The sequence below is a fragment of the Deefgea piscis genome (assembly GCF_013284055.1).
GTDB lineage: Bacteria > Pseudomonadota > Gammaproteobacteria > Burkholderiales > Chitinibacteraceae > Deefgea > Deefgea piscis.
On sequence record NZ_CP054143.1, the window covers coordinates 1,641,709 to 1,654,042 of the forward strand.

Sequence of the window (12,334 nt, forward strand, 5' to 3'; positions counted from 1 at the left end):
TTGGTCAGACTAACAGGGATTTGTAACAACGGTTTTCTTAAAGCCTGTGCTGCAGTAATTAAAATCGTGCCTATCGGCGAAATGCCAAGCTGTATCGGTAATAGGCACGACATTTCTATTGTGCGGCAGGCACCTTTTCTAAGCGATGACTTAATTGCGTTGGGCTGCCTTTAAAGTAATGCGCGTAATGGCTGGCATTACTGAGTACTTTTTTCACGTAGTCACGGGTTTCGCTAAACGGAATGGTTTCAATGTAAATTGTCGGATCTAATTCGCGATCCGCACGCCATTTTCTGGCATTGCCCGGGCCTGCGTTATAACCCGCAGTGGCTAAAATCGCATTGCCGTTAAAGTTTTCTGCCCAGTAGGCCAGATAATAAGTACCCATTTGCAAATTGCTGGTGACGTCCGTGATGTCAGCGGAGCTGAAGTCGCTGATTTTCATTTTACCCGCGACCCATTTGGCGGTATTGGGCATCAATTGCATTAAGCCCGCTGCGCCAGCACTGGAGCGAATATCACTAATAAAACGACTTTCTTGGCGCATGAGGCCATAAACCCAAGCTGGATCTAAACCTTGCTCTTTGGCCGCTTGCTCGGCTTCTTCGCGATAGGGCATTGGGTAGCGCAAGGTAAAGTCATGAATTTTTTGCGTGCGCTCGGCGGTATAAATACTGCGGTCATACATTTTGTTTTTACGCGCTAATTCAGCCGCAGCCAGCAATTGTGTATCGCTTAAGCCTTGCATGGCGAAATTCCATTCGCGATTGGCTTCAACCCGCCAGTTTTGCTGATTTAGGCTCAAAGCACGCACGACACCGGGCAGGGCGGCAATGGCATTGATTTCTTCAGGTTTGCTGGTGTAGGGCGCACGGGATTCTTGCAGCATGGTGCCGAGTTTTTCTTGCGCTAACAGGCCGTAATAATCAAAGCCATCCGCCAATTGAAGATAAATTTCATTGGCAGCATTGGCTTTATTTTGCGTCTCATAAGCGCGAGCTAGCCAATAGCGATAGGTGTTTTTGGCCTGTGTTTCAGCAGGAAGTGCCTTAATACGAGACTCGACGGCATTCCAATCTTCGGCGCGTAGTGCGGAGCGAATAAACCAAGCTTGATCTTCTTCTTCCAAATCATTCATATCGGCTTTGCTCAGCCAAAATGAGGCATTGGGATGGTGACGCCGCGCAGCGCTTAGGCCCAGTTGTTGCCAAGCAAAACGCTGATCTGCTGCGGATAAATTTGGACTGAGTTGTTCAATAATCAGCGCGGCTTGTTCTGGACTTTTGCGGCCAATTAACTCTAAAGCATACAGTTGTAATTCAAGATTGGCGCGGCCAGCGGCATTGAGTTGTTTAATTTGTTTGTCGGGTGCGCTATTGATTGCGGCCAGGTTTTTGGCCGAAAACTCGCTCGGGCTACCCACGCGGCTCGTCAATTGCCGAGCAAAATCCGCCCGATTGGCCGCTAAAGCTTGGCGAATTCGCCACCAAGCATCGTTTTCACTGAGGCTGCCATTGGCAAATAAAGTATCAAAAATCGGATTGCACGAGGCGGCGAGTGGTTTGGGGGTAAACCACAGAGCCTTATTGGCTTTGAGGGTTGAATTATCGTTACGCACTTGCGCAGCTTGGCTTTTAAAGCATTGCAATTCAGCCGAAGGCGAATCGATCTTGGCATATTCTTGTTCGAACGATGACCAAGCTTGGCGACGGGCTAATTCTTTAATCCAGTCATCACGAAAGCGATTGGCCAGCGGCGTATTGGCGTAGCGATTTAAAAACTGATTGGCATCGTCTGCGCTGATTTGTTTCAGTTGCAATGTGAGCCAATAGTAGTTGGGATACATTTCTAGCGGTTTGCCCTGATTGGCATCGCTGATTTGGGCCAGTCGCGGTAAATCACGCGCGCGAACAGCTTGGCGCAGTTCATCTAAGTCGATGTTGGCAAAAGCGCTGGCGCTGAGTAATAAATGGCTACTGAGAAGTAGGGTAACTGAGAGTGCGCGCATAGAAATTAAGCCGTGAAAGTGGCGAGATGGACGCCAAAAAGCTTAAGCATAACAAGAACGCCGACTTTCTGGCGCGCTTATCTATAATATTTCTGAGTAAAGGCGTAAGAAAGCGTTTTTTGCTCGGTGACGCCGTGATTTTTTAGCCCATTTGCAGCGCGCAGCGGCGCAGTTGTCACGCTAAGGCGCGGTGAAATTGCCACGCCGCGACGCTCATTGCGAGCGAGCTGCCACGATGGCGGCAAAAACAGGTAGAATTCATTGATTAAAGAACTGTGCCGTGCGCCAAGAATCCTATGCTGACTTTTCAGGAAATCCTTCTCAAGCTCCAAACCTACTGGGCTGGGCACGGCTGTGCCTTGCTGCAGCCTTATGATATCGAAGTAGGTGCAGGAACCTTTCATACTGCCACCTTTTTGCGCTCAATTGGCCCAGAGCCTTGGAATGCCGCTTATGTGCAACCTTGCCGCCGTCCAAAAGATGGCCGCTATGGCGAAAACCCAAATCGTTGCCAGCATTATTACCAATACCAAGTTGTACTTAAGCCTTCGCCTGACAATATCCAAGAATTGTATCTAGGGTCATTGCAAGAGCTGGGTATCGACACCTCAGTGCATGATGTGCGCTTTGTTGAAGACGACTGGGAAAGCCCAACTTTGGGCGCTTGGGGTCTGGGTTGGGAAGTGTGGCTCAACGGTATGGAAGTGACGCAGTTTACTTACTTCCAGCAAGTGGGCGGTTTAGATTGCAAGCCGGTATTAGGCGAGATCACTTATGGTGTCGAGCGTCTAGCGATGTACCTGCAGGGGGTAGATAGTATCTACGACATCGTTTGGACGGTGTACCCAAATGGTCAAAAAGTCACTTATGGCGATATTTATCACCAAAACGAAGTCGAGCAATCGATTTATAACTTCGAGCAATCGAATGTGCCGTTTTTGTTTGATCAATTCAATCATTTTGAATCTGAAGCCAAACGCTTGATCGAAGGCGGTTTAGCCTTACCCGGTTTTGAAATGGTGATGAAATGCTCGCATATGTTCAATTTACTGGATGCGCGTGGCGCGATTTCAGTGACTGAGCGTGCCGCTTATATTGGCCGAGTTCGCAATCTAGCGCGTCTGGTGGCGCAAGCGTATCACGACAGCCGCGAAGCCTTGGGCTTCCCAATGTGCCAATTGCCGGAATAATCCACAGGGGCTCGCCATGTTGCTTCGTTGCAGTTTACTCAGCGCAGTATTGTTATTGAGTGCTTGCGATAAGAAATTCAATGAAGGCGTGAAGGGCCCTGTTGCCGTGCCTTATGCCAAGGCGGAATGGCGTAGTTATGGCAAAACCGCGGATTTTGAAATGCTGGTGGATGCCAATTCAGTTCAGCATGATCCGCAATATTCAGAAGCCAACTACACCTTTGTTTGGATGTTACAGCGATTTAATACCGATCAAACTGACGAAGTCGGCAAAGGCCAATATCGGCTGAAGTACACACGCTCAGCGATCCATTGTGACTCTGGCCGTATGGCTGGCGTGGCCGTGGCCTTGCACGATAGCGAAGACGAAGAAGTGGCCCGTTATGATGTACCGGGCTTTCAGTGGGAATTCACCGACCCGGTCAAAGACAGCTATGGTGCTGATTTTATTCGACAAGTCTGCAAGATCATGAGCGACAAAGACGCCGCACAACAAGATGACGCTTAGGTCAACGACCCGCTGGGCAATGAACTTAAAAAAGAGAAACAGCATGAACCCAACACTGCTTATTGAATTATTAACGGAAGAACTCCCCCCCAAGGCGCTGCCTAAATTGGGCGCGGTATTTGCCGATACGATTTTTGCTGAATTACAAAAACTGGGCTTTGTCCCTGCTGATGCGCAATACACCACGTTTGCTAGCCCACGTCGTTTGGCAGTGAGCATTGCTAATGTGGCCGCAGTTCAGCCTGAGCAAGCCATTGAAAAGCGCGGTCCAGCGGTCGCCGCTGGGTTTAAAGACGGTCAGCCCACCCCGGCTTTACTCGGTTTTGCTCGCTCTTGCGGCTTGGCGGCTGACGCAGTCAATAGCTTAGAAAAACTGCACGATGGCAAGCAAGAAGTGTTTGTTTTCCGCATGACCAAAGCTGGTCAAGCACTAGACGAAGTCCTTGCCGGTATTGTGGCTGCGGCATTAAAAAAACTGCCTGCGCCAAAATTAATGCGCTGGGGTGATCGTGACGGCCAATTTATTCGTCCGGTGCATGGTTTGATGATGTTGCACGGCGATGATTTGATTGCCGGACAAATTTTGCACCTGAATTCACGCCGCAGCACATTGGGGCATCGCTTTTTATCTAGCGGAGAGCTGGTGCTGTCTAACGCCGATGATTACGCGCGTTTACTCAATGAGCAAGGTCGCGTTATTGCCAGCTTTACCGAGCGCCGTGCATTAATCGGTGAACAACTGCAAGCGGCCGCCGCGGCATTGAATGCCACGATTGCTGCTGATGATGCTTTGTTTGACGAAGTGACTGCCTTGGTGGAGTGGCCAGTGGTGTTGAAAGGGGAGTTTGAAGCTGAATTTCTCGATGTGCCACAAGAATGCTTGATTTTGACCATGCAGCAAAATCAAAAATACTTCCCGCTGCTTGATGCCAATGGCAAATTGATGAATCAATTTTTGCTGGTATCCAATCTGCAAACTGCCGATCCTAGCCACATTATCAATGGCAATGAGCGCGTGTTGCGCGCACGCTTATCTGATGCTCAATTCTTTTTTGAGCAAGATAAAAAAGCCAAACTCGATACCCGCGTCGGCAAATTAGCCAATGTGGTTTACCACAATAAAATTGGCTCGCAATTGGAGCGCGTGCAGCGTTTGGAAAGCATTGCCGGTGAAATCGCCAAATTACTCGGCGCTGATGTTGGTAAAGCCACGCGTGCGGCTTACTTGGCCAAAGCCGATTTGTCGACCGATATGGTTGGTGAATTTCCTGAGTTGCAAGGGATTATGGGGCAATACTATGCCGTGCATGATGCCGAAGATACGGATGTAGCGTATGCGATTGCAGCCCATTACAAGCCTAAGTTTGCGGGTGATACCCTGCCAGAAGGCGCGACAGCACAGGCCGTGTCTTTGGCCGATAAATTGGAAACCTTAGTCGGTATTTACGGTATTGGCTTGATCCCAACAGGCGACAAAGACCCATTTGCATTACGCCGCGCAGCGCTGGGCGTGTTGCGGATTTTGCTCGAGCAGCCACTCGATTTGAAAGCGTTGCTCAATATTGCTGAAGCCAGCTTCCCAGCGGGCTTGATTAAAGCCGGCACGGTGGATGGTTTGTATGGCTTTATGTTGGAGCGCTTGAAAAACTTATTGGCGGCTGAATATCCAGCTGCGGATATTGATGCGGTGTTGGCTAAATCACTAACGTGCTTTGACGACCTGACAGTGCGTTTGGCGGCGGTGGCTGAATTTAAAGCTTTACCAGAAAGCGCGGCGCTCGCAGCGGCAAATAAACGCATTCGCAATATTCTGAAAAAAGTCGAAGGCGATTTGCCAGCATTAAATGCCGCTTTAATTGGCGCCGGTGCTGAACAAGCATTGTTTGCTCAATTGCAAGCGTTGCAACCGGCGGTTGAAAGCGCTTTGGCGGTCAACGACTTTACCAGCGCATTGAAGCAATTGGCGGCATTTAAAGCACCGGTTGATGCCTTCTTTGATTCTGTGATGGTGATGAGCGATGATTTGGCCGAGCGTGGCAATCGTTTAGCACTGTTGTCGCAACTGGCTGATTTGATGAATCGCGTCGCTGAATTGTCATTATTAGCTGATTAAATTGGCTGAGGGCGGATTGATCGTGCAACTCCATGTGCGGTTGATCCGCTGATTTTATTTATTGGTCTTATTCGTCGCTGAGGACGAAAATCTCGCTCGATATTCAAGGTTAAGGATGCAAAAAATGAAACTCTTAATTTTGGATCGGGATGGCGTCATCAATGAAGACAGTCCTGATTATATTAAGTCGCCTGAAGAGTGGCTACCGATTGCAGGTAGTTTAAATGCGATTGGTGAATTAACCCGAGCAGGCTGGACTTTGGTGGTCGCAACCAATCAAAGTGCGATTGGGCGCGGCATGATTGATGTGGCCACACTCAATCAGATTCATAGCAAGATGCATAAAGCGGTGCATCATATGGGTGGACATTTGGACGCGGTTTTTTTCTGTCCGCATGCACCAGATAGTGGCTGTACTTGTCGTAAACCGGCGCCAGGCCTGATTTTAGATATAGCCAAGCGCTTTCGTGTTGATGTCAAAGATTGTTATATGGTCGGTGATTCACTACGTGATTTACAAGCAATTGCGACTGCTGGTGGGCGCGCTATTTTAGTCAGAACTGGCAATGGCATGAAAACCGAAGTCCGCGGCAATTTACCCAATGGTACGTTGATTTTTGATGATTTGGCTGCGGCCGCTAATTGGTTAATGTATTCGGCAGATTAAGCTACTGCCGCTCAAACCATCCGCTGCGGATGGCTTGAGTTTTCGCTTATTTTTACTAGCGCTGTCGTTGTTAGTTTTCCCATTCTGCTTTTTTTCGCGAGTCTACGTTACATGATCTGGTTGCGCTCTATTTTGTATTGGTTGCTACTCATTATCATTACGCCGGTATTTACCTTGATTGCCATTGTGATTTTGCCGTTGCCTGCGGTGATGCGAAATCGAATTATTCGCTGGTGGTCAGTGATTTTACTTAAGTGGTTACACCTGACTTGCGGCCTTAAATTTCGGGTTGAAGGCGCAGAAAATATTCCCGAAGGGCCAATGATGATTATGTGTAAACATCAATCGGCGTGGGAAACGATGGCGCTGCAATTGATTTTCCCGCCGCAAGTGTGGGTGATGAAGCGCGAATTACTCAAAATGCCATTTTTTGGTTGGGCTTTGGCAACTACGTCGCCGATCGCGATTGATCGCGGCCAGCGCGCCGCCGCACAGCGGCAATTGATGGAGCAAGGTAAAGATCGTTTAGCCAAAGGTTTATGGATTGTGATCTTTCCAGAAGGGACGCGGATTAAGCCCGGTGAGCGTGGCCAATATAAACAAGGTGGCGCGCGCTTGGCGCTGGATTTGAATGTACCGATTGTGCCGGTGGCGATGAATTCGGGTGAGTTTTGGCCGAAAAATTCTTTCTTAAAATGGCCCGGAGAAATCACCGTGCGCGTGGGGCCGCCGATTGCTTCGGAAGGTAAAAAATCATTAGAACTGATTAAAGAAGTCGAAAACTGGATCGAAGGCCAGATGGACGAAATCAGTGGCCGTGGCCCGTGTTTTGAGCAGAAAAAAGTATAGGTATTCACTTGCAGTGTTTATTTAAAAATAGCTCTGGAGATATACCCTATCAAGTAAAGCGTAGCTCGCGGCGGCGAAGTATTGGTTTGAAAATTGATGCGCAGGGATTAACGGTGATTTTGCCGCAAAGCGCTGCCGAACGTGAGGCCGAGCGCGTCATCGAACTCAAACTGGCATGGGTGCGCGCCAAACTGGCTGCGCGGTGCGCTGAGCCTGAGTTCGTGCCGCCGAGCTTGTGCTGGGGGGCGAGTGCCTTGTATCTGGGCGAGTCTTTTATTTTGCAACCGGCGTTACGCAGCCAACTTGGCGCAGGGGTGTTGTCGCTCTGTGCGGCCAATGAAGCCAAAATTGCCCCGGCTTTAATTCGTTTTTATCAACGTGCTGGCCAGATTTATTTGGCCGAACGCGTGGGCTTGTGGGCAGAACGCATGGCGCTGCAGCCCAGAAAATGGCAGTTGTCGTCGGCCAAAACGCGCTGGGGCAGTTGCACTGCGGCGGGTGACATTCGCTTGAATTGGCGCTTAATGCAAGCGCCAGCCAGCGTGATTGATTATGTGGTGATTCACGAATTGGCGCATTTAGCACAAATGAATCATTCGGCCCGCTTTTGGGCCATCGTCGCCAAAGCTTGCCCGCATTGGCAAGCCGAGCGGGCTTGGCTTAAGCAGCATGCCGTGGCGTTGCTGGCTTGGGGCTAATGGCTTTGTGGTTTAATTAAGACTTATCGTCATCACGCAGTAGCGCATTTCTGCGCGGGGTTTAGCATCCAACCCGCACTAACCTTCCCATCATCCTGCATTTCATTGTTTTAAATTGAGGTTTGAATTGAGCGCGCTCGCCGCAACAGCAATGCGCCAGACGTGATTGACTGGCTATTGCTCTGTGAGTGGCATGATTTCGACGCTTGCTTGCGGTGTAGGGCTTGGGGTATTGTTCGCAGGTTTGGATGCTGACATCGCATCAATCGCCATACCCCCGGCAGCAACCGTTCCTGTTGCTACCAATTTGGTGGCGTCATAAGCCAGGCCAACAGCACTGGTGGTGACGCCAACGGCAACTGAGCCGACCAAGGCGGCGGTCGTTACCACCGCGCAACCATTGAGTAATAAGGCCAAGCAGAGCACGGCGGGTAATTTAAACACTCGGTATTCCGCTATCGATAGAAAGGCATGGATTGTCGGCGACTTAGCGCGATTCGTCGAGATAAAAAAGTACTCAGTTAAAATCTGTAAGGGAGTAGATATTACTGGGTAGATCTGGTTTAATCCATTGCGATTAATTTTAATGCTCGCAGGTTTAATGATTGGCAACGATGTCTTGCTAAACAAAAATGGTTTTTATTTAGCGATATGATCGAATTTATTCCAAATCCCCATTTTTGTTTTCGTCGAATTAAGCATTTAGGTAAGAATGAAAAAAATTCTGATTGCAAAACTCACCTCGCTAGGTGATATTTTATTCGTCATGCCAATGATTAGTGATATTCAATATCATTTCCCTGATGCACAGATTGATTGGTTGGTGGATGCGCAATTTGCTGAGTTGCCGGCAATGCATCCGGCAATCGATCGAGTGATTGCTGTGCCTTTACGCGGTTATAGGCGTAAATCAACTCGGCAGAATTGGCAGGGTATTCGATCGGCAATTCAGCAATTGCGCCGTGAGCATTATGATGTCATTTTAGATTGTCATGGGATGATTAAATCGGCGTTATTTAGCCAAGTCGCTAAAGCCAAATTAATTATTGGGCCGCCCGATTATCGTTTAGGTGAAAACGCCGCGCGCTGGGCTTATCATCGGCAAGTGGTGCCGGATGCCAATTTGCCCGCAGTCGAGTGGTATCGCAGTTATGCCGCTTTAGCGCTGAATTATTCCATTGAGCGAGAGATTGATTTTGGTATTCAAGCGGATGAATGCTTGCCGGCTTGGATGCCAGCCAATCGTCCGTATGTGATGTGTTTTCACGCCGCATCCAAGGCTGAAAAAACTTGGCCAGTGGCGCAATGGTTGCAGGTGTTGCAGGCCTTAGAAAAGCAGGGCGTGATGGCGATCTTGCCATGGGGAACCGAGGGCGAATATGCGGTGGCGCAGCAATTGGCGGCGGGACTAACGCAGGCAATGGTGCCGCCAAAACTCACTATCACACAGATTGCCAGCTTGATTCGCCATGCCGATTGGTCGATTGGTGTGGATACCGGCATGACGCATTTGGCAGAAAACATGGGCCGCGCCACGATTGCGCTGTATACGCAAACTGATTCGGCCAGCTATCACCCGGTGTGGAATACCCAAGCTTATGCTTTGGGTGGGCAAGGGGAGGTTCCAGAAGCGAAGCAAGTGTTAGATATAATGGGTATTGCTACCTAAGCTTTATATTTAATTAGCTAGGTGGCTATACCTACTAGGTGGCTATACCTATCGTCCCATCCCCCCAACTTGCTGCGCTAAATAAGTGGCATAGTTATCGGTCATACCGCCGATAAAATCGAGTACTCGGCGGTAGGCTTCGATTAAGGGCCATTCTTTTTTCGGCGCGTTGTAATCCATTAAATCGAGCACTCGGCGCATGCGAAACGGCATTTCTGCACTGATATGCTGTTCGTAGGCGGCGGTGCAAAAGGCGCTGAGTAAGATTTCTAAGCAGGTAAATGAACCGACTTCAATTTCAATTTTGCGCCGTTCGTTAAAAATCCGGTCGCGCGCCAGTTGCTTGGCTTCAGCCAAGCCCAGTCGCATGCTCGGTGGGCAATCATTGAGTAAATCGCCTTGGTAGGTGCCGGCCATAATGCGGTCATAGTGCGTCATAAAGGTGGCGGCCACATCGCGGATGCTGCGATCTATCGCTTTGCCACGCAGTAACGAGATTTTGCGGCGGGTGGAAGGGGCGGCGGCGATTTCGAGTTGTAATAGACTGGTTTGGCCGCCGCAAATTTTCATCAGCAAAGGCTCAACCGTTTCATACGGTAGCGTGCCGATCTCAATCCCGTCTTCTAAATCCAAAATGGCGTAGCAAATATCATCGGCCGCTTCCATTAAATACGACAGTGGATGGCGGGCCCATTTATTGGTTTCAATCAGCGGTAGGCCGAGCTCTTTGGCAACATTTTCTAAGATATTAAGCTCGGATTGATAGCAACTAAATTTGCCTTTTTTGCCGGCAAATTCACTACTCCACGGGTATTTGAGCGTGGTGCCTAGCGTGGCATAGGTGAGGCGCAGACCACCATCAAAACGATGGTTTTCAAGCTGGGTGATGATGCGAAAACCTTGGGCATTGCCCTCATACGTCATTAAATCACGGCGCTCGGCAGCGGTCAGCGTTTGCATTAAATACGCTTGCTCAGGGCGGCGAAACCAGTCGCGAATGGCGTATTCGCCAGCATGGCCAAATGGCGGGTTACCGATGTCGTGTGCCAAACAAGCGGCTTGCACAATGCCGCCTAAATCAAATGGGCTGATGTGCGCGGGCAACTGGCCTTTGAGCTGTTCGCCAATCAGTACGCCTAAGCTGCGGCCCACGCAAGCAACTTCGATGCTGTGGGTGAGGCGGGTATGCACATGGTCGTTTTCGGTCATCGGATGCACTTGGGTTTTGCGGCCCATGCGGCGAAACGGCGAGCAAAAAACGATGCGGTCGTGATCTTTGTGGTAATTGCTGCGTCCGGATTCAAAATCGGGGAGGCTGCCATCTTCGACGCCAAGGCGGTTGGCCGAAAGCAGTTGTTGCCAGTTCATCATGCGGCTTGCTCCATGTGTTGGAAGTAGGCTTTAAAGTCCGCCAGTGAGACGGGGCGACTGTAGTAAAAGCCTTGTATTGTGTCGCATTGATGCTGCTGTAAAAATGCGGCGCTGGCGGCGTTTTCTACGCCTTCGGCGACCACGGTGAGCTGCAGACGATGGGCGAGTTCGATAATACTTTGCACAATGGCGGCGTCTTTGTCGGAGCTGCCCATCGATTGAATAAAACTGCGATCAATTTTAAGCTCATCAATAGGGAGCCGCTTTAAATAGGACAAAGAGGAATAACCAGTGCCAAAATCGTCCAAAGACAGCAGGCAGCCCATTTGTTTGAGTTGCTCTAATTGTTTCAGGGCGGCTTCAATATCGGCAATAAGTGCCGATTCGGTTATTTCTAGTACGAGGGTATTGGCTGGAATATCCCATACTTCAAGCGCGTTAGCGATATACATCGCTAAATTTTTATCCGCTAAATTACTTGGGCACAGATTGATACTCATTGTGCCGCGATAGCCTTCGCTGCGCAGCAAGGCAAATTGTCGCAAACCCGATTGAATGACCCAGCGGGTCAGTGTGTCCATCAGCCCCAGATGTTCGGCGACTTCAACGATTTGATCGGGTGGCACTTGCCCTAAGACGGCGTCTTCCCAGCGTAATAAAATCTCAGCGCCAATGACCTGCTGCTTTTGGGTGTTAATTTGCGCTTGAAAGGCTAAATGAAAGCGGTTTTGCGCCAACGCTTCGCGTAAAGGTGCTTCGAGCCGTGCCAGTTGTTGGCCGAGCCAATCGCGGCTTGGGTCATAAACGCCAATTTGATCTTGTGTAAAATCACGCGCCGCGATCCGCGCAGAGTTGAGTAAATCAGGCATGTTTTCGCCATGCTCTGGGTAAATGGCAATGCCAATATGCGGATGTAAGTGTTGTGGTGTTTCTGGGGCTTCGCATAATAAATATTGCGCGCGATTGGCCGCCAATAGGGCATGACTAATGCCGGCAATATTCGGAATTAATAAGCCCAGTGTTTGGTGGTCAATATGAAATAACTGATCGTTTTCGCGTAATAGACAGCGTAAAGCATTGGCCATTTGCGTGACTACGGCGCTTTGTTTGGGGCGATGCGGCCGATGGCGAACTTCAATATGCAATACGCCGCAATAGCGGCCACTGTGCGTGTGCGAGAGGGCGGTTGTTAAGCGTTCAATATGGCGGATTTCGATCTCGTTCAGATCGTGAGCAAAGGCAGTCGCTGGCATTGGGATCA

The 12,334-nt window shown here is 49.6% G+C and carries 12 protein-coding genes; 7 read left to right on the forward strand and 5 right to left on the reverse strand.

The features are described 5' to 3' along the window. Nucleotides 1-115 precede the first annotated feature (115 nt). Nucleotides 116-2,008: a lytic transglycosylase domain-containing protein gene (locus HQN60_RS07890; protein WP_173533134.1), complete on the reverse strand. Its 1,893-nt coding sequence runs from the start codon at nt 2,006-2,008 to the stop codon at nt 116-118. Nucleotides 2,009-2,085: 77 nt separating this feature from the next. Continuing rightward, nucleotides 2,086-2,412 (reverse strand): hypothetical protein, encoded by a 327-nt coding sequence (locus tag HQN60_RS07895; protein WP_173531753.1) that lies wholly within the window; start codon nt 2,410-2,412, stop codon nt 2,086-2,088. Here HQN60_RS07895 and glyQ point away from each other — a divergent pair. The 6 genes from glyQ (at nt 2,305) to HQN60_RS07925 (ending at nt 8,033) form a co-directional block, all read left to right on the forward strand. After that, nucleotides 2,305-3,198, forward strand: a complete 894-nt coding sequence (gene glyQ, locus HQN60_RS07900; protein WP_173533135.1) for a glycine--tRNA ligase subunit alpha — start codon at nt 2,305-2,307, stop codon at nt 3,196-3,198. The genes HQN60_RS07895 and glyQ overlap by 108 nt on opposite strands. 16 nt (nt 3,199-3,214) lie before the next feature. Beyond that, a complete protein-coding gene (locus HQN60_RS07905; RefSeq protein ID WP_173533136.1) occupies nt 3,215-3,706 on the forward strand; it encodes a surface-adhesin E family protein in 492 nt (163 codons plus the stop codon). A 43-nt stretch (nt 3,707-3,749) separates the two neighbouring features. Continuing rightward, nucleotides 3,750-5,819: a glycine--tRNA ligase subunit beta gene (glyS, locus tag HQN60_RS07910; RefSeq protein WP_173533137.1), complete on the forward strand. Its 2,070-nt coding sequence runs from the start codon at nt 3,750-3,752 to the stop codon at nt 5,817-5,819. Between the two features lie 124 nt (nt 5,820-5,943). After that, nucleotides 5,944-6,486: a D-glycero-beta-D-manno-heptose 1,7-bisphosphate 7-phosphatase gene (gene gmhB, locus HQN60_RS07915; RefSeq protein ID WP_173533138.1), complete on the forward strand. Its 543-nt coding sequence runs from the start codon at nt 5,944-5,946 to the stop codon at nt 6,484-6,486. 111 nt (nt 6,487-6,597) lie between these two features. After that, a complete protein-coding gene (locus tag HQN60_RS07920; RefSeq protein ID WP_173533139.1) occupies nt 6,598-7,335 on the forward strand; it encodes a lysophospholipid acyltransferase family protein in 738 nt (245 codons plus the stop codon). 86 nt (nt 7,336-7,421) lie between these two features. After that, a complete protein-coding gene (locus tag HQN60_RS07925; RefSeq protein ID WP_173533140.1) occupies nt 7,422-8,033 on the forward strand; it encodes a M48 family metallopeptidase in 612 nt (203 codons plus the stop codon). Between the two features lie 174 nt (nt 8,034-8,207). Here HQN60_RS07925 and HQN60_RS07930 read toward each other — a convergent pair whose 3' ends face one another. Next, nucleotides 8,208-8,477 carry a hypothetical protein gene (locus HQN60_RS07930; protein WP_173533141.1) on the reverse strand — a complete coding sequence of 90 codons (270 nt, stop codon included), beginning with the start codon at nt 8,475-8,477 and terminating at the stop codon, nt 8,208-8,210. Between the two features lie 268 nt (nt 8,478-8,745). Between HQN60_RS07930 and waaC the strand changes: the two genes are divergently transcribed. After that, a complete protein-coding gene (waaC, locus tag HQN60_RS07935) occupies nt 8,746-9,702 on the forward strand; it encodes a lipopolysaccharide heptosyltransferase I (protein ID WP_173533142.1) in 957 nt (318 codons plus the stop codon). A 48-nt stretch (nt 9,703-9,750) separates the two neighbouring features. Here waaC and HQN60_RS07940 read toward each other — a convergent pair whose 3' ends face one another. Both HQN60_RS07940 and HQN60_RS07945 read right to left on the reverse strand, forming a co-directional pair. Next, complete coding sequence (locus HQN60_RS07940) at nt 9,751-11,073, reverse strand: deoxyguanosinetriphosphate triphosphohydrolase (protein ID WP_173533143.1); 1,323 nt, start codon at nt 11,071-11,073, stop codon at nt 9,751-9,753. Continuing rightward, the gene (locus HQN60_RS07945; RefSeq protein WP_173533144.1) at nt 11,070-12,326 is read right to left on the reverse strand and encodes a putative bifunctional diguanylate cyclase/phosphodiesterase; all 1,257 of its coding nucleotides are present in this window, start codon (nt 12,324-12,326) and stop codon (nt 11,070-11,072) included. Before HQN60_RS07945 ends, HQN60_RS07940 begins: the two co-directional genes overlap by 4 nt. Between the last annotated feature and the right edge of the window lie 8 nt (nt 12,327-12,334).

What these genes read in the sequence shown, in the direction of transcription:
- HQN60_RS07945 (WP_173533144.1), bottom strand. Translation starts at nt 12,326, where the DNA reads ATGCCAGCGACTGCCTTTGCTCACGATCTGAACGAGATCGAAATCCGC.
- HQN60_RS07895 (WP_173531753.1), bottom strand. Translation starts at nt 2,412, where the DNA reads ATGAAAGGTTCCTGCACCTACTTCGATATCATAAGGCTGCAGCAAGGC.
- glyS (WP_173533137.1), top strand. Translation starts at nt 3,750, where the DNA reads ATGAACCCAACACTGCTTATTGAATTATTAACGGAAGAACTCCCCCCC.
- waaC (WP_173533142.1), top strand. Translation starts at nt 8,746, where the DNA reads ATGAAAAAAATTCTGATTGCAAAACTCACCTCGCTAGGTGATATTTTA.
- glyQ (WP_173533135.1), top strand. Translation starts at nt 2,305, where the DNA reads ATGCTGACTTTTCAGGAAATCCTTCTCAAGCTCCAAACCTACTGGGCT.
- HQN60_RS07905 (WP_173533136.1), top strand. Translation starts at nt 3,215, where the DNA reads ATGTTGCTTCGTTGCAGTTTACTCAGCGCAGTATTGTTATTGAGTGCT.
- gmhB (WP_173533138.1), top strand. Translation starts at nt 5,944, where the DNA reads ATGAAACTCTTAATTTTGGATCGGGATGGCGTCATCAATGAAGACAGT.
- HQN60_RS07890 (WP_173533134.1), bottom strand. Translation starts at nt 2,008, where the DNA reads ATGCGCGCACTCTCAGTTACCCTACTTCTCAGTAGCCATTTATTACTC.
- HQN60_RS07920 (WP_173533139.1), top strand. Translation starts at nt 6,598, where the DNA reads ATGATCTGGTTGCGCTCTATTTTGTATTGGTTGCTACTCATTATCATT.
- HQN60_RS07940 (WP_173533143.1), bottom strand. Translation starts at nt 11,073, where the DNA reads ATGATGAACTGGCAACAACTGCTTTCGGCCAACCGCCTTGGCGTCGAA.